The organism is Pseudomonas sp. 18-147 (assembly GCF_051048045.1).
Classification (GTDB): Bacteria; Pseudomonadota; Gammaproteobacteria; order Pseudomonadales; family Pseudomonadaceae; genus Pseudomonas; species Pseudomonas aeruginosa.
Genome location: NZ_CP182296.1, coordinates 5624401 through 5645648, shown reverse-complemented (window position 1 = coordinate 5645648; position 21248 = coordinate 5624401). Strand labels below are relative to the sequence as shown.

Below are 21248 nucleotides of genomic sequence, written 5' to 3'. Positions count from 1 at the left end.
TCCCATGCCAAAACGTACAGACATAAAGAGCATCCTGATCCTCGGTGCCGGCCCCATCGTGATTGGCCAGGCCTGCGAATTCGACTACTCCGGCGCCCAGGCCTGCAAGGCCCTGCGCGAGGAGGGCTACCGCGTCATCCTGGTGAACTCCAACCCCGCGACCATCATGACCGACCCGGCGATGGCCGACGCGACCTACATCGAGCCGATCAAGTGGGCCACCGTGGCCAAGATCATCGAGAAGGAACGCCCCGACGCGCTGCTGCCGACCATGGGCGGCCAGACTGCGCTGAACTGCGCCCTGGACCTGGAGCGCCACGGCGTGCTGGAGAAGTTCGGCGTGGAGATGATCGGCGCCAATGCCGATACCATCGACAAGGCCGAGGACCGCTCGCGCTTCGACAAGGCGATGAAGGATATCGGCCTGGCCTGTCCGCGCTCGGGCATCGCCCACAGCATGGAGGAGGCCTACGGCGTGCTCGAGCAGGTCGGCTTCCCCTGCATCATCCGTCCGTCCTTCACCATGGGCGGCACCGGCGGCGGTATCGCCTACAACCGTGAAGAGTTCGAAGAGATCTGCGCCCGTGGCCTCGACCTGTCGCCGACCAACGAGCTGCTGATCGACGAGTCGCTGATCGGCTGGAAGGAATACGAGATGGAGGTGGTCCGCGACAAGAAGGACAACTGCATCATCGTCTGCTCCATCGAGAACTTCGACCCGATGGGCGTGCACACCGGTGACTCGATCACCGTGGCACCGGCGCAGACCCTGACCGACAAGGAATACCAGATCATGCGCAACGCCTCGCTGGCGGTATTGCGCGAGATCGGCGTGGAAACCGGCGGTTCCAACGTGCAGTTCGGCATCTGCCCGAACACCGGGCGCATGGTGGTGATCGAGATGAACCCGCGGGTTTCCCGCTCCTCGGCCCTGGCCTCCAAGGCCACCGGTTTCCCGATCGCCAAGATCGCCGCCAAGCTGGCGGTCGGCTACACCCTCGACGAACTGCAGAACGACATCACCGGCGGTCGCACCCCGGCGTCGTTCGAGCCGGCCATCGACTACGTGGTGACCAAGATCCCGCGCTTCGCCTTCGAGAAATTCCCGAAAGCCGATGCCCGCCTGACCACCCAGATGAAGTCGGTCGGCGAAGTCATGGCCATCGGCCGGACCTTCCAGGAGTCGGTGCAGAAAGCCTTGCGCGGCCTGGAAGTCGGCGCCACCGGCTTCGATCCGAAGCTCGACCTGAACGACCCGGAGGCCGACAGCATCCTCAAGCGCGAGCTGACCGTGCCCAGCGCCGAGCGTGTCTGGTACGTCGCCGACGCCTTCCGCGCCGGCAAGAGCGTCGAGGAAGTGTTCGAGCTGACCCGCATCGACGAATGGTTCCTGGTGCAGATCGAGGACCTGGTCAAGGACGAGGAGAAGGTCAAGACCCTCGGCCTGTCCTCCATCGATCGCGAGCTGATGTACAAGCTCAAGCGCAAGGGCTTCTCCGACGCGCGCCTGGCCAAGTTGCTCGGCGTCACCGAGAAGAACCTGCGCAGCCATCGCCACAAGCTAAAGGTACTGCCGGTCTACAAGCGCGTCGATACCTGCGCCGCCGAGTTCGCCACCGACACCGCCTACATGTATTCGACCTACGAGGAAGAGTGCGAGGCCAACCCGTCGAGCCGCGAGAAGATCATGATCCTCGGCGGCGGTCCGAACCGCATCGGCCAGGGCATCGAGTTCGACTACTGCTGCGTGCACGCGGCGCTGGCGATGCGCGAAGACGGCTACGAGACCATCATGGTCAACTGCAACCCGGAAACCGTCTCCACCGACTATGACACCTCCGACCGCCTGTACTTCGAGCCGGTGACCCTCGAGGACGTCCTTGAGATCGTCCGCGTCGAGCAGCCCAAGGGCGTGATCGTCCAGTACGGCGGCCAGACCCCGCTGAAGCTCTGCCGCGCCCTCGAAGAGGCCGGCGTGCCGATCATCGGCACCAGTCCGGACGCCATCGACCGTGCCGAAGACCGCGAGCGCTTCCAGCAGATGGTCCAGCGCCTGAACCTGCGCCAGCCGGCCAACGCTACCGCGCGCAGCGAAGACGAGGCCCTGGCCGCGTCCAAGGCCATCGGCTATCCGCTGGTGGTACGTCCGTCCTACGTGCTGGGCGGGCGGGCGATGGAAATCGTCTACCAGGAAGAAGAACTCAAGCGCTACATGCGCGAGGCGGTGCAGGTTTCCAACGACAGCCCGGTGCTGCTCGATCACTTCCTCAACTGCGCCATCGAAGTCGACATCGACGCGGTATGCGACGGCGAGATCGTGGTGATCGGCGCGATCATGCAGCACATCGAGCAGGCTGGCGTTCACTCCGGCGACTCCGCCTGTTCGCTGCCGCCGTACTCGCTGCCGCAGCACATCCAGGACGAGATCCGCGAGCAGGTCAAGAAAATGGCCCTGGAGCTTGGCGTGGTCGGCCTGATGAACGTGCAGATGGCGGTGCAGGGCGAGGATATCTTCGTCATCGAGGTCAATCCGCGCGCCTCGCGTACCGTGCCGTTCGTCTCCAAGTGCGTCGGCGAGTCGCTGGCCAAGGTCGCCGCCCGCGTCATGGCCGGCAAGACCCTGGCCGAGGTCGGTTTCACCCAGGAAATCATCCCGCCGTTCTTCAGCGTCAAGGAAGCGGTGTTCCCGTTCGCCAAGTTCCCCGGCGTCGATCCGATCCTCGGCCCGGAAATGAAGTCCACTGGTGAAGTGATGGGCGTCGGTGATAGCTTTGCCGAAGCCTTTGCCAAGGCTCAGTTGGGGGCCAGCGAGATCCTCCCGATCGCCGGTTGCGCCTTCATCAGCGTCCGCGAAGACGACAAGCCGTTCGCCGCCCAGGTGGCTGGCGACCTGGTCGCGCTGGGCTTCGAAGTGGTAGCCACCGCCGGTACCGCGCGTGTCATCGAAGCCGCAGGCCTGCCGGTGCGTCGCGTGAACAAGGTGACCGAAGGTCGCCCGCACGTGGTGGACATGATCAAGAACGACGAGGTCACCCTGATCATCAACACCACCGAGGGCCGGCAGTCCATCGCTGACTCCTACTCCATTCGTCGAAACGCCCTGCAGCACAAGATCTGCTGCACCACCACCATTGCGGGTGGGCAGGCGATCTGTGAGGCGCTCAAGTTCGGTCCCGAGAAGACCGTTCGGCGTCTGCAGGATCTCCACGCAGGAATCAAGGCATGAGCAAGTTCCCCATGACCGTCCAGGGCGCCCGCGCCCTGGAAGAAGAAGTGAAACACCTGAAGGGCGTGCTGCGCCCGCAGATCAGCCAGGCCATCGCCGAAGCGCGTGAACTGGGCGACCTCAAGGAAAACGCCGAGTACCATGCGGCGCGCGAACAGCAGGGCATGGTCGAGGCGCGTATCCGCGACATCGAGGCCAAGCTGTCCAACGCCCAGGTCATCGATGTCACCGCCATCCCGCACAGCGGCAAGGTGATCTTCGGCACCACCGTCGACATCGCCAATGTCGAGACCGACGAGACCGTGACCTACCAGATCGTCGGCGACGACGAGGCGGATATCAAGGGTGGCAAGATCTCGGTGAATTCGCCGATCGCCCGTGCGCTGATCGGCAAGACCGAAGGCGATGCCGTGCTGGTGAGAACCCCGGGCGGCGACGTCGAGTACGAGATCGTCGAGGTTCGCCATATCTAAGCGCGCCCCGTTGCGCGCAGGCGCGATCAGTTGGCTGCTGGCCCAGACGTTCTGGGTCGGCGGCCTCTGGTTGCTGCAGTTCGTGGTCCTGCCTGCGTTGGCCAAGACCGGACTGGCGCCGCTGCTGGTGGAAACCGTAGCCGCGGCGTTGACGCCGCTGCTGATCGGCTTCGCCGGATTCTGTGCGGTGCTGCAGGCGCTGGTGTTGGTGTCGAGCCACGGGCCGAGGAGCCTTTGGCGAGACCTTCGCGGTCAGCTGTTGCTCGCCGTCGCGCTGCTCTGCCTGGTGTACTTCCTGGTGCGTGGGCTGGCGCCCGAGGCGGTGCGCTGGCTGCTGTTCAACTACCTGGCGGTGGCGATGTGTGGCCTGCTGCTGGTGTTGCAGCCGGTACCGGGGCGGGACGAGGAATACGTCTGAACCAGGTCGGGAAGTTTCCCGACCTTGGTTGGATGGGACATCAGATGCCGGCGAAACGGCTGATGTTCGAGAGATTCTTGTTCGGCTTCGGGTTCTTCCGATAGACCAGCGCCATCTTGCCGATGCTTTGCACCAGGTCGCTGCGCGACTGCGCGCAGAGTTCGTCGAGCAGGGCGCGGCGATCGTCGCGCTCGGCCAGCGCCAGTTTCACCTTGATCAGTTCGTGATCGTTGAGTGCGCGCTCGAGTTCGGCGAGAACGCCTTCGGTCAAGCCGTTCTCGGCTACGATCAATACCGGTTTCAGGTGGTGACCGATAGATTTGAACTGTTTCTTCTGCTCTTGAGTGAGCGCCATAATCAGACCCCTGGGAAAAAGTCGTCTATTTTACCCCAGTTTTAGTCCAAGTGATGCTGCCCCCGCCGACCGGGGGTGCCCGAAGAGGTATTCCGTGGCCCGCTCCAAAACCAGCCAGCGTTGGCTGAAAGAACATTTCGACGATCCCTACGTGAAGATGGCCCAGCGCGATGGCTATCGCTCGCGTGCCAGCTACAAGCTGCTGGAGATCCAGGAGAAGGACCGCATCCTGCGTCCGGGCATGACCGTGGTCGACCTGGGCGCCGCGCCGGGCGGGTGGTCGCAGGTCACCAGCCGGGTGATCGGCGACCGTGGTCGGCTGATCGCTTCGGACATCCTCGAGATGGACAGCATCCCCGACGTCACCTTCATCCAGGGCGACTTCACCGAGGACGCGGTGTTCGCGCGGATCCTCGAGGCGATCGGCGACCATCCGGTAGACCTTGTGATTTCCGATATGGCCCCCAATATGAGTGGAGTGCGGGCCGCCGACCAGCCGCGCGCCATGTATCTCTGCGAACTGGCGCTGGACCTGGCCGGCCGTGTGCTGCGGCCGGGCGGCGATTTCCTGATCAAGATCTTCCAGGGCGAAGGTTTCGACCAGTACCACAAGCAGGCCCGGGAAATGTTCGACAAGGTACAGATGCGCAAGCCCCTGTCGTCGCGTGATCGTTCGCGGGAACAGTATCTGCTCGCACGCGGCTTTCGCGGGGAATAGACTGGAATGATTGACCCTATAGCCTGTCTATTGGTCGATGACCTGTTGTGCCGGGACGGGCGAGGGTTCATAAAGGGTTACAGACAACGCCTGCGTGCGTGGGCGCTTGTGTAGTACTTTTGGCCGGAAGGAGTCTGGCCGTCGTGTGAAGCGGTTTCCAGGACGGAGCCGGCTTCAGAGGGTAGTCAATTGAACGACATGGCAAAGAATCTGATTCTGTGGCTGATCATCGCGGCGGTACTGGTGACCGTGATGAACAATTTCTCGAGCCCGAGCGAGCCACAGACGCTGAACTACTCGGACTTCATCCAGCAGGTCAAGGATGGCAAGGTCGAGCGAGTGACCGTGGATGGCTATGTCATCACCGGCAAGCGTAGCGACGGCGATACCTTCAAGACCATCCGCCCGGCGATCCAGGACAACGGCCTGATCGGCGACCTGGTCAACAACAACGTCGTGGTCGAGGGCAAGCAGCCCGAACAGCAGAGCATCTGGACCCAGTTGCTGGTCGCCAGCTTCCCGATCCTGGTGATCATCGCCGTCTTCATGTTCTTCATGCGCCAGATGCAGGGTGGCGGCGGCGGTCGCGGCGGCCCGATGAGCTTCGGCAAGAGCAAGGCGCGCCTGCTGTCCGAGGACCAGGTCAAGACCACCTTCGCTGACGTCGCCGGCTGCGACGAGGCCAAGGAGGAGGTCAGCGAGCTGGTCGAGTTCCTTCGCGATCCGGGCAAGTTCCAGCGCCTGGGCGGCCGTATCCCGCGCGGCGTGCTGATGGTCGGCCCGCCCGGCACCGGCAAGACCCTGCTGGCCAAGGCCATCGCCGGCGAAGCCAAGGTGCCGTTCTTCACCATTTCCGGTTCCGACTTCGTCGAGATGTTCGTCGGCGTGGGCGCTTCCCGTGTCCGCGACATGTTCGACCAGGCCAAGAAGCATGCGCCGTGCATCATCTTCATCGACGAGATCGACGCCGTCGGCCGCCATCGCGGCGCCGGCCTGGGCGGTGGTCACGACGAGCGCGAGCAGACCCTCAACCAGTTGCTGGTGGAGATGGATGGCTTCGAGATGAACGATGGCATCATCGTCATCGCTGCCACCAACCGTCCGGACGTTCTGGACCCGGCGCTGCTGCGTCCGGGCCGCTTCGACCGCCAGGTGGTGGTCGGCTTGCCGGATATCCGCGGGCGCGAACAGATCCTCAAGGTGCACATGCGCAAGGTGCCGCTGGGCGACCATGTCGATCCTGCCGTCATCGCCCGCGGTACGCCCGGTTTCTCCGGCGCCGACCTGGCCAACCTGGTCAACGAGGCCTCGCTGTTCGCCGCGCGCTCCAACAAGCGCATCGTCGACATGCGCGAGTTCGAGCTGGCCAAGGACAAGATCATGATGGGCGCCGAGCGCAAGACCATGGTCATGTCCGAGAAGGAGAAGCGCAACACCGCCTACCACGAGGCCGGCCACGCCATCGTCGGTCGCCTGGTGCCGGAGCATGACCCGGTCTACAAGGTGTCCATCATTCCGCGCGGACGCGCCCTGGGCGTGACCATGTTCCTCCCCGAGGAAGATCGCTACAGCCTGTCCAAGCGCGCGCTGGAAAGCCAGATCTGCTCGCTGTTCGGCGGCCGTATCGCGGAAGAGATGACCCTCGGCTTCGAAGGCGTCACCACTGGCGCTTCCAACGACATCATGCGTGCTACCCAGTTGGCGCGGAACATGGTGACCAAGTGGGGTCTGTCCGAGAAGCTCGGCCCGCTGATGTACGCGGAGGAGGAGGGCGAGGTGTTCCTCGGCCGTAGCGCCGGCAGCCAGCACGCCAATGTGTCGGGCGAGACCGCCAAGATGATCGACCAGGAAGTCCGGCGCATCATCGACGACTGCTACGGTACCGCCAAGCGACTGCTCGACGAGAACCGCGACAAGCTGGAGATGATGGCCGACGCACTGATGAAGTACGAAACCATAGACTCCGACCAGATCGACGACATCATGGCCGGTCGCGTGCCGCGCGAGCCGCGTGACTGGCAGGGTGGTTCGGGTACCGGCACCCCGCCGGCCAACCTGGAAGAGTCGGGCCGCCGCGAGAGCACCCCTCCCATCGGTGGGCCGGCCGGCGAGCACTGAGAGCCCTGAATGAGCAATCCGCAATACCCGACCCGACTGCCTTGCGGCAGTCGGGTTCTTGATTTGGCCCGCCCACATGTCATGGGCATCCTCAATGTCACCCCCGATTCCTTTTCCGATGGCGGCCGTTACGACCGGCTGGACGATGCCCTGCGGCATGCCGAGCGCATGGTGCGGGAAGGCGCAACGCTCATCGACGTCGGCGGCGAGTCGACCCGTCCCGGTGCGCGCAGCGTTTCTCCGACGGAGGAGCTGGAGCGGGTCGCTCCGGTAGTCGAACGCATCGCTCGCGAGCTGGACGTCGTGATTTCGGTGGATACCTCCACGCCCGCGGTCATGCGCGAAACTGCGCGTCTCGGAGCGGGTCTGATCAACGACGTCCGTTCGCTGCAGCGCGACGGTGCGCTGGATGCTGCGGTGGATAGCGGCCTGGCGGTCTGCCTCATGCACATGCGTGGAGAACCGCAGACCATGCAGGATGCGCCTGCCTACCAGGATGTGGTGGCGGAAGTCGGCGCGTTCCTGCAGGAGCGTGTGAATGCCTGCGTGGCGGCCGGAATCGACCGCGAGCGGCTGTTGCTGGATCCGGGTTTCGGTTTTGCCAAGACACTGGAGCACAACCTGGTGCTGTTCAGGCATCTGCAGGCACTCCATGGCCTGGGCTTGCCGTTGTTGGTCGGCGTTTCGCGCAAGAGCATGATCGGCAAGGTACTGGGGCGGGAGGTGGACGAACGCCTCTACGGCAGCCTAGCTCTGGCGGCCCTGGCGCTGGCCAAGGGCGCACGGATAATTCGAGTGCATGACGTGGCGGCGACCGTCGACGTGATGCGAATGATCTCCGCCGTTGAAATGGCGGATTGAGCACGGAAGACAAAAGATGAGCAGAAAATACTTCGGGACTGACGGTATCCGTGGTCGTGTTGGCGAGTTTCCGATTACTCCGGACTTCGTTCTCAAGCTGGGCTGGGCGGTGGGCATGGCCTTCCGCCGGCAGGGCAACTGCCGGGTCCTGATCGGCAAGGACACGCGCAGCTCGGGTTACATGTTCGAGTCGGCCTTCGAGGCGGGGCTCTCCGCTTCCGGCGCCGATACCCTGTTGCTGGGACCGATGCCTACCCCCGGCATCGCCTACCTGACGCGGACTTTCCACGCCGAGGCCGGGGTGGTGATCAGCGCTTCGCACAATCCCCACGACGACAACGGCATCAAGTTCTTCTCCGGGCAGGGGACCAAGCTGCCGGATGACGTCGAGCTGATGATCGAGGAACTGCTCGATGCGCCGATGACCGTGGTGGAGTCCGCCCGTCTCGGCAAGGTTTCGCGGATCAATGACGCGGCGGGGCGCTACATCGAATTCTGTAAGAGCAGCGTGCCGACCAGCACCGACTTCAACGGTCTCAAGGTCGTGCTCGACTGCGCCAACGGCGCTACCTACAAGATCGCTCCCAGCGTCTTCCGGGAACTGGGCGCGGAAGTGACGGTGCTGGCGGCCAGCCCGAATGGCCTGAACATCAACGACAAGTGCGGTTCCACTCACCTGGATGGCCTGCAGGCTGCGGTGGTCGAGCACCATGCCGACCTCGGCATCGCCTTCGACGGCGACGGCGACCGGGTGATGATGGTCGACCATACCGGTGCGGTCGTGGATGGCGACGAACTGCTTTTCCTCATCGCGCGCGACCTGCAGGAAAGCGGGCGCCTGCAAGGCGGTGTGGTCGGCACCCTGATGAGCAACCTCGGCCTGGAGCTGGCTTTGCAGGAGCTGCATATCCCGTTCGTGCGGGCGAAGGTCGGCGATCGCTATGTGATGGCCGAACTGCTGGCTCGGAACTGGATGCTGGGAGGGGAGAATTCGGGACATATCGTCTGCTGCCAGAACACCACGACGGGCGATGCCATCATCGCGGCGCTACAGGTGCTGATGGCGCTCAAGCATCGCGGCCAGACCCTGGCCGAGGCGCGCCAGGGGATTCGCAAGTGCCCCCAGGTGCTGATCAATGTGCGCTTCAAGGGCGAAAGCGATCCGCTCGAGCACCCGTCGGTGAAGGAGGCCAGCGTCCGCGTCACCGAGCAAATGGGCGGGCGCGGCCGTGTCCTGCTGCGCAAATCCGGCACAGAGCCGTTGGTCCGGGTGATGGTCGAGGGCGACGAGGAAGCTAGCGTTCGTGCCCACGCCGAACAGCTGGCAAAAATTGTTTCTGAGGTATGTGCTTGATTTTGCTTGCCAGTCTGGAAACTGTTGAGTAACATCTGCGCCCACTTTGCCCCGCGAGGTACAGCATGCGTCGACCCTTGGTGGCCGGTAACTGGAAAATGCACGGTACGCATTCCAGTGTGGCCGAGTTGATCAAAGGCTTGCGTCAGCTGGCGTTGCCGAGCGGAGTCGATGTAGCTGTGATGCCGCCTTGCTTGTTCATCAGCCAGGTCATCCAGGGCCTGGCCGGCAAGGCGATCGATGTAGGTGCGCAGAACAGCGCCGTAGAGCCGATGCAAGGCGCGCTGACCGGTGAGACTGCTCCCAGTCAGTTGGCGGATGTCGGTTGTAGCATGGTCCTCGTGGGCCACTCGGAGCGTCGCCTGATTCTCGGCGAGAGTGACGAGGTTGTGAGTCGCAAGTTTGCCGCGGCTCAGTCGTGCGGCCTGGTGCCGGTGCTGTGTGTCGGGGAGACCCGGGCGGAGCGCGAGGCGGGCAAGACGCTGGAGGTTGTCGCAAGGCAGCTGGGAAGCGTGATCGACGAGTTGGGTGTTGGAGCTTTTGCTCGCGCAGTCGTGGCTTACGAGCCGGTCTGGGCGATCGGGACCGGGTTGACCGCGTCCCCCGCGCAAGCCCAGGAAGTGCACGCGGCGATCCGCGCGCAACTGGCAGCGGAAAATGCCGAGGTCGCAAAAGGTGTGCGACTCCTTTACGGCGGCAGTGTAAAGGCGGCAAGTGCAGCCGAGTTGTTCGGCATGCCGGATATCGATGGGGGGCTGGTAGGTGGAGCCTCCCTCAATGCGGATGAGTTCGGTGCGATCTGTCGTGCCGCGGGAAGCTGAAGATGCTGGAAAAGGTCGTAATTGTCGTGCATCTGCTGATGGCATTGGGTCTTGTTGGCCTGATCCTCGTTCAGCATGGCAAGGGTGCGGATGCAGGGGCTTCTTTCGGTGCAGGTGCTTCGGCAACTGTTTTCGGAAGCCAAGGTTCCGCTACCTTTTTGAGTCGGATTACTGGTATACTGGCAGCGGTTTTTTTCTTGACCAGCCTTGGCTTAGCGTACTTCGCTAAAGAAAAGTCTGATGCTCTGCAACACATCGGGCTGCCGGATCCGGCAGTTCTGGAGCAGAAGCAAGAGAAAGCACCGGCCGCTGACGATGTGCCGGTTCTTCAGGAGCAGTCCAAGCCTGCGGAAAGTGCAGGCGATGTACCGGCGGCTCCTGAACAGAAGTAAGAGAAAGGTTTCTGCCGAGGTGGTGGAATTGGTAGACACGCTACCTTGAGGTGGTAGTGGCCATAGGCTGTAGGGGTTCGAGTCCCCTCCTCGGTACCATATAAGCAAGCCCCGTCCTGCGGGGTTTGTCTCCGCAAGGTTCGGTTGACCCATCAGGGTGTCGGTCGTATAATCTTGCACCAGCTTTGACGCGGGGTGGAGCAGTCTGGTAGCTCGTCGGGCTCATAACCCGAAGGTCGTTGGTTCAAATCCAGCCCCCGCAACCAGTTTTTCAGGGCCCCTTTTTAGGGGCTTTTTGTTAGCTGGACAGTCCATGCCACGGTTCCGAGTGGCAATTTAGGGATGGGCGTTTCGCCCATTTTTTGTTTCTACGACATACGCGAGGCGATCAGGTGTCGAGCAAGCTAGAACAGTTGCAGGCCTTGCTGGCCCCTGTGGTCGAGGCGCTCGGCTATGAGTGCTGGGGCGTCGAGTTCATTTCCCAGGGTCGTCATTCGGTGTTGCGCGTCTATATCGACCGCCCCGAAGGCATCCTCATCGATGACTGTGAAGCCGTCAGTCGGCAGGTCAGCGGTATTCTCGACGTCGAAGACCCGATCAGCGGCGAGTACACCCTGGAGGTGTCCTCTCCGGGCATGGATCGGCCGCTGTTCACCCTCGAACAGTTCGCCAAGCATGCCGGCGAGCAAGTGAAGATCAGGCTGCGTTCGCCCTATGAGGGGCGGCGTAACTACCAAGGCATTCTCCGTGGTGTGGAGGAGCAGGATGTGGTGGTCCTGGTGGACGATCACGAGTACCTGCTGCCGATCGATTCGATCGACAAGGCCAACATCATTCCCCGTTTTGATTGAGACGCGAATCCGCGGATCCAATGGATTGAAAGGCGAGGCGTACAATGAGCAAAGAAGTACTGCTGGTTGTTGAGTCGGTATCCAACGAAAAGGGCGTACCGGCCGGCGTGATTTTCGAGGCGCTGGAGCTGGCTCTGGCGACCGCCACCAAGAAACGTTTCGAGGACGAGGTCGACCTGCGCGTCGAGATCAATCGTCATAACGGCAGCTACGAGACTTTCCGTCGTTGGCACGTCGTCGCCGACGAGGACTACCAGGACCCCGCCACCGAGATCACCGTCGAGGACGTCCAGGAGCAGAAGCCGGGCGCGAAGGTCGGCGAGGTCATCGAAGAAAAGATCGAATCCATCGAGTTCGGCCGCATCGCTGCGCAGACTGCCAAGCAGGTCATCGTGCAGAAGGTCCGCGAGGCCGAGCGCGCCCAGGTGGTCGATGCCTACCGCGAGAAGGTCGGCGAGATCATTTCCGGTACCGTGAAGAAGGTCACCCGCGACAACGTCATCGTCGATCTCGGCAACAACGCCGAGGCGCTGCTGGCCCGCGACCAGATCATTCCGCGCGAGACCTTCCGCGTTGGCACCCGCGTGCGTGCCCTGCTGAAGGAGATCCGTACCGAGAACCGCGGTCCTCAACTGGTCCTGTCGCGTACCGCGCCGGAAATGCTGATCGAGCTGTTCCGCATCGAAGTACCGGAAATCGCCGAGCAGTTGATCGACGTGATGGCCGCCGCCCGTGACCCGGGCTCGCGCGCCAAGATCGCCGTTCGTTCCAAGGACAAGCGCATCGACCCGCAGGGCGCCTGCATCGGCATGCGCGGTTCGCGCGTCCAGGCGGTATCCGGCGAGATCGGTGGAGAGCGGGTGGACATCGTCCTGTGGGACGACAACCCGGCGCAATTCGTGATCAACGCCATGGCTCCGGCCGAGGTGGCGGCGATCATCGTCGACGAGGATACCCATACCATGGATATCGCCGTCGCCGAGGACAATCTGGCGCAGGCTATCGGCCGCAGTGGCCAGAACGTCCGTCTGGCCAGCCAGTTGACCGGCTGGACCCTGAATGTGATGACCGAGGCGGATATCCAGGCCAAGCAACAGGCCGAGACCGGGGATATCCTGCAGCGCTTCGTCGACGAGCTGGATGTCGACGAGGAACTGGCCCAGGTACTGGTGGAAGAGGGCTTCACGACTCTTGAGGAAATCGCCTACGTACCGATGGAAGAGATGCTCAGCATCGATGGCTTCGACGAAGACATCGTCAACGAGCTGCGCTCCCGTGCCAAGGATCGCCTGCTGACCAAGGCCATTGCGACCGAAGAGAAGCTCGCCGACGCACAACCGGCAGAAGACCTGCTCAGCCTCGATGGCATGAGCAAGGAGCTGGCCCTGGACCTGGCGCTGCGTGGCGTAACCACCCGTGAAGATCTGGCCGAGCAATCGATCGACGATCTGCTCGACATCGACGGCATGGACGAAGAGCGTGCCGGCAAGTTGATCATGGCCGCCCGGGCCCATTGGTTCGAGTAAGCAGTCGCGGCCTGAGGAGAGAAGTGCATGACGCAAGTCACGGTGAAAGAACTGGCCCAGGTGGTCGACACACCGGTGGAGCGCCTGCTGCTGCAGATGCGTGACGCAGGTCTGCCGCACACCAGTGCCGAACAAGTTGTAACGGATAGCGAGAAGCAAGCCCTGCTGACCCACCTGAAAGGCAGCCATGGCGATCGCGCCAGCGAGCCGCGCAAGATCACCCTGCAACGCAAGACCACTACCACGCTGAAAGTGGGTGGCAGCAAGACGGTGAGCGTCGAAGTTCGCAAGAAGAAAACCTATGTCAAGCGCAGCCCCGACGAGATCGAGGCCGAGCGCCAGCGCGAACTCGAGGAGCAGCGCGCGGCGGAAGAGGCGGAGCGTCTGAAGGCCGAAGAGGCCGCTGCCCGCCAGCGTGCCGAAGAGGAAGCGCGCAAGGCCGAGGAAGCTGCGCGTGCCAAGGCTGCCCAGGAAGCAGCGGCTACTGCCAGTGCCGAGCCTGCCGTGCTGGCGGATGTCGCGGTTGCCGAACCGGTGGCCAAGCCTGCCGCCGTGGAAGAGCGCAAGAAGGAAGAGCCGCGCCGCGTGCCCAAGCGTGACGAGGACGATGACCGCCGCGACCGCAAGCACACCCAGCACCGTCCCTCGGTCAAGGAGAAGGAAAAGGTTCCTGCTCCGCGCGTGGCTCCACGCAGCACCGACGAGGAAAGCGATGGTTACCGTCGCGGCGGTCGTGGTGGCAAGTCGAAGCTGAAGAAGCGCAACCAGCACGGGTTCCAGAACCCGACAGGACCGATCGTGCGTGAAGTGAACATCGGTGAGACCATCACCGTAGCCGAGTTGGCCGCCCAGATGTCGGTCAAGGGTGCCGAAGTCGTCAAGTTCATGTTCAAGATGGGCTCCCCGGTGACCATCAACCAGGTCCTGGACCAGGAGACCGCCCAACTGGTCGCCGAAGAGCTGGGCCACAAGGTCAAGCTGGTCAGCGAGAACGCGCTGGAAGAACAACTGGCCGAGTCCCTGAAGTTCGAAGGCGAGGCGGTCACCCGCGCGCCGGTCGTCACCGTCATGGGCCACGTCGACCACGGCAAGACCTCGCTGCTCGACTACATCCGTCGCGCCAAGGTCGCCGCGGGCGAGGCCGGCGGCATCACCCAGCATATCGGTGCCTACCACGTCGAAACCGAGCGTGGCATGGTGACCTTCCTGGATACCCCCGGCCACGCAGCGTTCACCGCGATGCGTGCCCGTGGCGCCCAGGCGACCGACATCGTGATCCTGGTGGTCGCGGCCGACGACGGCGTCATGCCTCAGACCCAGGAAGCCGTGCAGCACGCGAAAGCGGCGGGCGTGCCGATCGTGGTCGCGGTGAACAAGATCGACAAGCCCGAGGCCAACCCGGACAACATCAAGAACGGCCTGGCCGCTCTCGACGTGATCCCGGAAGAGTGGGGCGGCGACGCTCCCTTCGTCCCGGTTTCGGCGAAGCTCGGTACTGGCGTCGATGAACTGCTCGAAGCGGTCCTGCTGCAGGCGGAAGTGCTCGAACTGAAAGCCACTCCGTCGGCCCCGGGCCGTGGCGTGGTGGTCGAGTCGCGCCTGGACAAGGGACGCGGCCCGGTGGCCACCGTGCTGGTCCAGGACGGTACCCTGCGCCAGGGCGACATGGTGCTGGTCGGCATCAACTACGGTCGTGTCCGCGCCATGCTCGACGAGAACGGCAAGCCGATCAAGGAAGCCGGCCCGTCGATCCCGGTCGAGATCCTCGGCCTGGACGGTACGCCGGATGCCGGTGACGAGATGACCGTGGTCGCCGACGAGAAGAAGGCCCGCGAAGTCGCCCTGTTCCGTCAAGGCAAGTTCCGTGAGGTGAAACTGGCGCGTGCCCATGCCGGCAAGCTGGAAAACATCTTCGAGAACATGGGCCAGGAAGAGAAGAAGACCCTGAACATCGTCCTCAAGGCCGATGTGCGCGGTTCGCTCGAGGCTCTGCAAGGCTCGCTCAGCGGCCTGGGCAACGACGAAGTGCAGGTCCGCGTGGTCGGTGGCGGCGTCGGTGGCATCACCGAGTCCGACGCCAACCTGGCGCTGGCTTCCAACGCGGTGCTGTTCGGCTTCAACGTGCGTGCCGACGCCGGCGCGCGCAAGATCGTCGAAGCCGAAGGTCTGGATATGCGTTACTACAACGTGATCTACGACATCATCGAGGACGTCAAGAAGGCCCTGACCGGCATGCTCGGCAGCGATCTGCGGGAGAACATCCTGGGCATCGCCGAGGTGCGCGACGTGTTCCGCTCGCCGAAGTTCGGCGCGATCGCCGGCTGCATGGTCACCGAGGGCATGGTGCACCGCAACCGTCCGATCCGCGTGCTGCGCGACGACGTGGTCATCTTCGAAGGCGAGCTGGAGTCTCTCCGTCGCTTCAAGGACGACGTCGCCGAAGTGCGTGCCGGCATGGAGTGCGGCATCGGCGTGAAGAGCTACAACGACGTCAAGGTCGGCGACAAGATCGAAGTGTTCGAGAAGGTCGAAGTCGCACGCAGCCTTTGATGGCGAGTGCGTAACCACAGCGCCCGGGCCGGCTTCCAGCTGTCCCGGGCGTTTGTCGCTTTTTTTTCCAGTGACCGGGTGTCGCTGGAGGCAGGTTGAAAAATGGCAAAAGACTACAGCCGTACCCAGCGTATCGGCGATCAGATGCAACGCGAACTGGCTCAACTGATCCAGCGCGAGATCAAGGACCCGCGCCTGGGCCTGGTCACCATCACCGGTGTCGAGGTCAGCCGCGACGTGGCGCACGCCAAGGTGTTCATCACCGTCATGGGCCAGGACGATGCCGGCAAGATCGCCCTGAACATGGAAATCCTCAACGACGCCGCCGGCTACCTGCGCATGCTGCTGGGCAAGTCGATGAAGCTGCGCAGCGTGCCGCAACTGCATTTCCACTACGACGAAAGCATCCGCCGCGGCGCCGAGCTGTCGGCGCTGATCGAGCGTGCGGTGGCCGAAGACGGCCGCCGCCACGGCGACGACGAGACCGAGGACTGAGCGTGGCCCAGGTGAAGCGTATCCGCCGCTCCATCAGCGGCATCCTGGTGCTCGACAAGCCGCGCGGCATGAGTTCCAACCAGGCACTGCAGAAAGTCCGCTGGCTGCTCAATGCCGAGAAGGCCGGCCACACCGGCAGCCTCGACCCGCTGGCCACCGGGGTGCTGCCGCTGTGCTTCGGCGAGGCGACCAAGTTCTCCCAGTATCTTCTCGATGCCGACAAGGGTTACGAGACGGTGATGCGCATGGGCATCACCACCACCACCGGCGACGCCGAGGGCGAACTGCTCGCCGAGCGGGACGTGACCGTCGGTCGGGACGATCTCGAACAGGCCCTGCCGCGCTTCCGTGGCGACATAGAGCAGGTGCCGCCGATGTACTCGGCGCTGAAGAAAGACGGACAGCCGCTGTACAAGCTCGCCCGTGCAGGAGAGGTAGTGGAGCGCGAGGCGCGTTCTGTTACTATTACGCGCCTGGATTTGCTCTCCTTCGAGCCGCCCTGTGCGACCCTGGCCGTTTCCTGCAGCAAAGGCACCTACGTGCGTACGCTGGTGGAAGATCTCGGCCAGGTCCTGGGCTGCGGCGCGCACGTCGCGGCACTGCGGCGGACCCAGGCCGGGCCGTTCGCCCTGGCCCAGGCGATCACCCTCGAGACGCTCGAACGCGTGCATGCCGAAGGTGGTCCGGAAGCGCTGGACCAATTCCTGATGCCGGAAGACAGCGGCCTGTTGCATTGGCCGGTGTTGCAGTTGTCCGAGCACAGTGCGTACTACTGGCTGCACGGGCAGCCGGTGCGGGCCCCGGAAGCGCCGAAGTTCGGCTGGCTGCGGGTGCAGGATCACACAGGTCGTTTCATCGGTATCGGTGAAGTGACCGACGACGGGCGTATCGCCCCGCGTCGACTGATTCGGTCATAAGACCGATACGAGGGTGGCTGTCAGCAGGCACGGTCATTCCTCCTTTTAAAACACGGGAAGCGATTCCCGGCCTGTTCACTCAGAGGAAGCCCATCATGGCACTGAGCGTTGAAGAAAAAGCGCAGATCGTTAACGAATACAAGCAAGCTGAAGGCGACACCGGTTCCCCGGAAGTGCAGGTAGCCCTGCTGTCCGCCAACATCAACAAGCTGCAGGATCACTTCAAGGCCAACGGCAAGGATCACCATTCCCGCCGTGGTCTGATCCGTATGGTTAACCAGCGCCGTAAGCTGCTGGACTACCTGAAGGGCAAAGACGTGTCTCGCTACACTGCCCTGATCGGCCGTCTGGGTCTGCGTCGCTAAGCGACGCCGGTCGGCAGCTTGAAGCAAGGAGCTGGAAGTCTGGCGTCGATACCCGCACACGAGGCGGGTATCGGCGTCGGGCTTCCAGCTTCGCGCTTTCTAGGAATCGATTCGGGTCCGACTCCCGGCATTCCACCGATTTCCCCCAAGGCAACATAGAAGGTAAAGACACCGTGAACCCGGTAACCAAGCAATTCCAGTTCGGTCAGTCGACCGTCACTCTCGAGACCGGCCGTATCGCTCGCCAGGCCACCGGCGCCGTACTGGTCACCATGGACGACGTCAGCGTGCTGGTCACCGTGGTCGGCGCCAAGTCGCCGGCCGAAGGCCGCGACTTCTTCCCGCTGTCCGTGCACTACCAGGAAAAGACCTACGCCGCAGGCCGTATCCCCGGTGGTTTCTTCAAGCGTGAAGGACGTCCTTCCGAGAAGGAAACCCTGACCTCGCGCCTGATCGACCGTCCGATCCGTCCGCTGTTCCCCGAAGGTTTCATGAATGAAGTGCAGGTCGTCTGCACCGTCGTTTCCACCAACAAGAAGTCCGATCCGGACATCGCCGCGATGATCGGTACCTCCGCCGCCCTGGCGATCTCCGGCATTCCGTTCGCCGGCCCGATCGGCGCCGCCCGCGTCGGTTTCCATCCGGAAATCGGCTACATCCTCAACCCCACCTACGAGCAACTGCAGAGTTCCAGCCTCGACATGGTCGTGGCCGGTACCGAAGACGCCGTGCTGATGGTGGAGTCCGAGGCCGACGAACTGACCGAAGACCAGATGCTCGGTGCCGTGCTGTTCGCCCACGACGAGTTCCAGGCGGTGATCCGTGCCGTCAAGGAGCTGGCCGCCGAAGCTGGCAAGCCGGCCTGGGACTGGAAAGCCCCGGCGGAAAACACCGTGCTGGTCAACGCCATCAAGGCAGAGCTGGGCGAAGCGATCTCCCAGGCCTATACCATCACCATCAAGCAGGACCGCTACAACCGTCTGGGCGAGCTGCGCGACCAGGCCGTGGCCCTGTTCGCCGGCGAGGAAGAGGGCAAGTTCCCGGCTTCCGAGGTCAAGGACGTATTCGGCCTGCTGGAATACCGCACCGTTCGCGAGAACATCGTCAACGGCAAGCCGCGTATCGACGGTCGTGACACCCGTACCGTGCGTCCGCTGCGCATCGAAGTCGGCGTGCTCGGCAAGACCCACGGTTCCGCGCTGTTCACCCGTGGCGAAACCCAGGCCCTGGTCGTCGCGACCCTCGGCACCGCGCGCGATGCCCAGTTGCTGGATACCCTGGAAGGCGAGCGCAAGGACGCCTTCATGCTGCACTACAACTTCCCGCCGTTCTCGGTAGGCGAGTGCGGCCGCATGGGCAGCCCGGGTCGTCGTGAAATCGGCCATGGCCGTCTGGCCCGTCGTGGCGTCGCCGCCATGCTGCCGACCCAGGACGAGTTCCCCTACACCATTCGCGTGGTTTCCGAGATCACCGAGTCCAACGGTTCCAGCTCGATGGCCTCCGTGTGCGGCGCCTCCCTGGCGCTGATGGATGCCGGTGTGCCGGTCAAGGCGCCGGTCGCCGGTATCGCCATGGGCCTGGTCAAGGAAGGCGAGAAGTTCGCCGTCCTGACCGACATCCTCGGTGACGAAGACCACCTGGGCGACATGGACTTCAAGGTTGCCGGTACCGACAAGGGCGTCACCGCCCTGCAGATGGACATCAAGATCAACGGTATCACCGAAGAGATCATGGAGATCGCCCTGGGCCAGGCCCTGGAAGCTCGCCTGAACATCCTCGGCCAGATGAACCAGGTCATCGCCAAGCCGCGCGCCGAGCTGTCCGAGAACGCCCCGACCATGCTGCAGATGAAGATCGACTCGGACAAGATCCGCGACGTCATCGGCAAGGGCGGCGCGACCATCCGTGGTATCTGCGAAGAGACCAAGGCCTCGATCGACATCGAGGACGATGGCAGCGTGAAGATCTACGGCGAAACCAAGGAAGCCGCCGAGGCCGCCAAGCTGCGCGTCCTGGCGATCACCGCGGAAGCCGAGATCGGCAAGATCTACGTCGGCAAGGTGGAGCGCATCGTCGACTTCGGTGCCTTCGTCAACATCCTGCCGGGCAAGGACGGCCTGGTGCACATCTCGCAGATCAGCGACAAGCGCATCGACAAGGTCACCGACGTGCTGCAGGAAGGCCAGGAAGTGAAGGTCCTGGTGCTCGACGTGGACAACCGTGGCCGCATCAAGCTGTCGATCAAGGACGTGGCTGCCGCCGAAGCTTCCGGCGTGTAAGTCGAGTCGTGATCGATGAAAACAGGGCCCTCGGGCCCTGTTTTCGTTTCCGCGACACGCTTCTCGGCGAAGGGGGCGAATCCTTGCATTTTGCAAGCCCTGTCATCGCCAATTCGGCATTCTGCAACCGTCTCGCTTCCGACCTGTTTTTTAACCTATTGTTTTTAAAGGATTTTATTTTAGAGGAAAACTGGCACAGCGCTTGCGATATCTACTATGCAACTGACGCCAGGAATGGCTGCAGTTTTTCGAAATCCATAGGAGAAACCGCAATGAAATTCAGCAAACTCGCTATTGCCGCTGCTACTGCCACTGCTCTGAGCTTCTCGATGGCCAATGCGTTCGCTGCCCAACCCATCAGCCTGGCGGCCAACGACACTATGCAGAAAACCGAAGAAGCGGTTTCCGATACCTGGATCACCAGCAAGGTGAAATCCAGCCTGATCGCCAACAAGAATGTCAGTGGCGTCGATATCAAGGTCGAGACCAACAAAGGTGTGGTTTCCCTTTCCGGCAACGTGAAGAGCGATGCCGAGCGTGACCTGGCGATCGAGACCGCCAAGGGCATCAAGGGCGTGAAAGCCGTTTCCGCCGATGGCCTGAAATCGGTCGAGTAAGCGCCCGGGCCGAACGATCCCTTTTCCCTCGTCACCAGGAGGAAGACCGATGAATTCCGATGTGATCAAAGGTAAGTGGAAGCAACTCACCGGCAAGATCAAGGAGCGTTGGGGCGATCTGACCGACGACGATCTCCAGGCTGCCGACGGACATGCCGAATACCTGGTCGGCAAGCTGCAGGAACGCTATGGCTGGTCCAAGGAAAGGGCCGAACAGGAAGTTCGCGACTTCAGCGACCGCCTGTGAACAGGTAGAAAGAAGCCCCGCCGGGATTGCCCGGCGGGGCTTTTTCATGGGCGCTGGATTCAGTCGCCGCGCCGGCTCTGGATGGCGCTGAGGCGGTTGCCCTCGAAACGGACGAAATACAGCATGCCGTTCCATGGGCCATAGACCCATTCCTGGACCTCGACCTCGTAGCGCTTGCCCCATTCCCCGACGACCTCGCGATAACCCAGGCTGTCGCGGCTGCGTGGCTCGCCGCAGCGCGCAAGGACGTCGGCGCTGCTGTCGCCGGTGCTGACCAGGCGGCTGCCGCAACGCAGCGAATCGGCCTGCGCATGTGCCAATGGCAGCAGGGACAGCAGCGCCACCAGGCCGGTACGCGGAAGCGAGCGATTCAACGCTTGAACTCGATGCGTTTCAGCTTGTTGGCTTCGAACGTCAGGATGTAGGTCACGCCGTTGCGCGGGCCGTACACCCACTCCTCGACCTTGAATTCCCGCCGATCGTAGCTGCCCAGGGTATAGCCGACGTCGTCGCGGTGATCCGGATCGCCGCACTTTTGCTGTACTTCGAAGGCCCGGTCGCCGACGCTGACCAGCGCGCTGCCGCAACGCATGGTGTCGGCCTGCGCGCTAGCGCAGGCGAGGAGGAGCAGAGGGGCCGCGAGGGCGGCGAATCGCTTGTGCAAG

At 63.1% G+C, this 21248-nt stretch carries 21 protein-coding genes and 2 tRNA genes; 20 read left to right on the top strand and 3 right to left on the bottom strand.

The genetic code is table 11. The features are described 5' to 3' along the window. The first annotated feature begins 4 nt into the window (after nt 1-4). The 3 genes from carB to ACM0M4_RS26760 are packed head-to-tail and all read left to right on the top strand — an operon-like array spanning nt 5 to nt 4117. Nucleotides 5-3226 carry a carbamoyl-phosphate synthase large subunit gene (gene carB / locus ACM0M4_RS26770; protein ID WP_015648000.1) on the top strand — a complete coding sequence of 1074 codons (3222 nt, stop codon included), beginning with the start codon at nt 5-7 and terminating at the stop codon, nt 3224-3226. Next, nucleotides 3223-3699 carry a transcription elongation factor GreA gene (gene greA, locus ACM0M4_RS26765; protein ID WP_003095206.1) on the top strand — a complete coding sequence of 159 codons (477 nt, stop codon included), beginning with the start codon at nt 3223-3225 and terminating at the stop codon, nt 3697-3699. Before carB ends, greA begins: the two co-directional genes overlap by 4 nt. Nucleotides 3700-3709: 10 nt before the next feature. Then, nucleotides 3710-4117: a DUF4149 domain-containing protein gene (locus ACM0M4_RS26760; protein WP_003100510.1), complete on the top strand. Its 408-nt coding sequence runs from the start codon at nt 3710-3712 to the stop codon at nt 4115-4117. A 40-nt stretch (nt 4118-4157) separates the two neighbouring features. Here the strand turns inward: ACM0M4_RS26760 and yhbY are convergent, their stop codons facing one another. Beyond that, nucleotides 4158-4472: a ribosome assembly RNA-binding protein YhbY gene (gene yhbY, locus ACM0M4_RS26755; RefSeq protein WP_003095204.1), complete on the bottom strand. Its 315-nt coding sequence runs from the start codon at nt 4470-4472 to the stop codon at nt 4158-4160. A 94-nt stretch (nt 4473-4566) separates the two neighbouring features. Between yhbY and rlmE the strand changes: the two genes are divergently transcribed. The 17 genes from rlmE (at nt 4567) to ACM0M4_RS26670 (ending at nt 20583) form a co-directional block, all read left to right on the top strand. Then, nucleotides 4567-5190, top strand: coding sequence for a 23S rRNA (uridine(2552)-2'-O)-methyltransferase RlmE (rlmE, locus tag ACM0M4_RS26750; RefSeq protein WP_003095202.1), 624 nt, complete (start codon nt 4567-4569; stop codon nt 5188-5190). 198 nt (nt 5191-5388) lie between these two features. Next, the gene (gene ftsH, locus ACM0M4_RS26745; RefSeq protein WP_078463648.1) at nt 5389-7308 is read left to right on the top strand and encodes an ATP-dependent zinc metalloprotease FtsH; all 1920 of its coding nucleotides are present in this window, start codon (nt 5389-5391) and stop codon (nt 7306-7308) included. 9 nt (nt 7309-7317) lie between these two features. Beyond that, a complete protein-coding gene (gene folP, locus ACM0M4_RS26740; RefSeq protein ID WP_003121077.1) occupies nt 7318-8169 on the top strand; it encodes a dihydropteroate synthase in 852 nt (283 codons plus the stop codon). 16 nt (nt 8170-8185) lie between these two features. Continuing rightward, entirely contained in the window at nt 8186-9523 is a 1338-nt protein-coding gene (gene glmM, locus ACM0M4_RS26735; protein ID WP_003116076.1) for a phosphoglucosamine mutase, read from the top strand. A gap of 65 nt (nt 9524-9588) precedes the next feature. Continuing rightward, the gene (gene tpiA, locus ACM0M4_RS26730; RefSeq protein WP_003100513.1) at nt 9589-10344 is read left to right on the top strand and encodes a triose-phosphate isomerase; all 756 of its coding nucleotides are present in this window, start codon (nt 9589-9591) and stop codon (nt 10342-10344) included. A 2-nt stretch (nt 10345-10346) separates the two neighbouring features. After that, nucleotides 10347-10736 carry a preprotein translocase subunit SecG gene (secG, locus tag ACM0M4_RS26725; RefSeq protein WP_003095194.1) on the top strand — a complete coding sequence of 130 codons (390 nt, stop codon included), beginning with the start codon at nt 10347-10349 and terminating at the stop codon, nt 10734-10736. Between the two features lie 13 nt (nt 10737-10749). Then, a tRNA-Leu gene (locus ACM0M4_RS26720) sits at nt 10750-10835 on the top strand. A 90-nt stretch (nt 10836-10925) separates the two neighbouring features. After that, nucleotides 10926-11002: transfer RNA gene (locus ACM0M4_RS26715), tRNA-Met, on the top strand. 126 nt (nt 11003-11128) lie between these two features. Next, entirely contained in the window at nt 11129-11587 is a 459-nt protein-coding gene (rimP, locus tag ACM0M4_RS26710) for a ribosome maturation factor RimP (RefSeq protein WP_003095193.1), read from the top strand. Nucleotides 11588-11631: 44 nt separating this feature from the next. Continuing rightward, nucleotides 11632-13113 carry a transcription termination factor NusA gene (nusA, locus tag ACM0M4_RS26705; RefSeq protein WP_003095192.1) on the top strand — a complete coding sequence of 494 codons (1482 nt, stop codon included), beginning with the start codon at nt 11632-11634 and terminating at the stop codon, nt 13111-13113. A 27-nt stretch (nt 13114-13140) separates the two neighbouring features. Beyond that, entirely contained in the window at nt 13141-15663 is a 2523-nt protein-coding gene (gene infB, locus ACM0M4_RS26700) for a translation initiation factor IF-2 (RefSeq protein ID WP_115288890.1), read from the top strand. 102 nt (nt 15664-15765) lie between these two features. Continuing rightward, nucleotides 15766-16158, top strand: a complete 393-nt coding sequence (rbfA, locus tag ACM0M4_RS26695; protein WP_003100519.1) for a 30S ribosome-binding factor RbfA — start codon at nt 15766-15768, stop codon at nt 16156-16158. A gap of 2 nt (nt 16159-16160) precedes the next feature. Continuing rightward, nucleotides 16161-17075: a tRNA pseudouridine(55) synthase TruB gene (truB, locus tag ACM0M4_RS26690; RefSeq protein WP_003100522.1), complete on the top strand. Its 915-nt coding sequence runs from the start codon at nt 16161-16163 to the stop codon at nt 17073-17075. 95 nt (nt 17076-17170) lie between these two features. Continuing rightward, a complete protein-coding gene (gene rpsO / locus ACM0M4_RS26685; protein ID WP_003095184.1) occupies nt 17171-17440 on the top strand; it encodes a 30S ribosomal protein S15 in 270 nt (89 codons plus the stop codon). A 173-nt stretch (nt 17441-17613) separates the two neighbouring features. Continuing rightward, nucleotides 17614-19719, top strand: coding sequence for a polyribonucleotide nucleotidyltransferase (gene pnp / locus ACM0M4_RS26680; RefSeq protein ID WP_003095181.1), 2106 nt, complete (start codon nt 17614-17616; stop codon nt 19717-19719). A 272-nt stretch (nt 19720-19991) separates the two neighbouring features. Next, complete coding sequence (locus ACM0M4_RS26675) at nt 19992-20336, top strand: BON domain-containing protein (RefSeq protein ID WP_003095177.1); 345 nt, start codon at nt 19992-19994, stop codon at nt 20334-20336. 49 nt (nt 20337-20385) lie between these two features. Then, nucleotides 20386-20583 (top strand): CsbD family protein, encoded by a 198-nt coding sequence (locus tag ACM0M4_RS26670; protein ID WP_003095174.1) that lies wholly within the window; start codon nt 20386-20388, stop codon nt 20581-20583. Between the two features lie 59 nt (nt 20584-20642). On the opposite strand, the gene ACM0M4_RS26665 is transcribed toward ACM0M4_RS26670, so the two are convergent. Continuing rightward, nucleotides 20643-20957, bottom strand: coding sequence for a DUF2845 domain-containing protein (locus tag ACM0M4_RS26665; protein ID WP_003100526.1), 315 nt, complete (start codon nt 20955-20957; stop codon nt 20643-20645). Continuing rightward, complete coding sequence (locus ACM0M4_RS26660) at nt 20954-21247, bottom strand: DUF2845 domain-containing protein (RefSeq protein WP_003109317.1); 294 nt, start codon at nt 21245-21247, stop codon at nt 20954-20956. The genes ACM0M4_RS26665 and ACM0M4_RS26660 overlap by 4 nt, the downstream gene beginning before the upstream one ends. Between the last annotated feature and the right edge of the window lies 1 nt (nt 21248).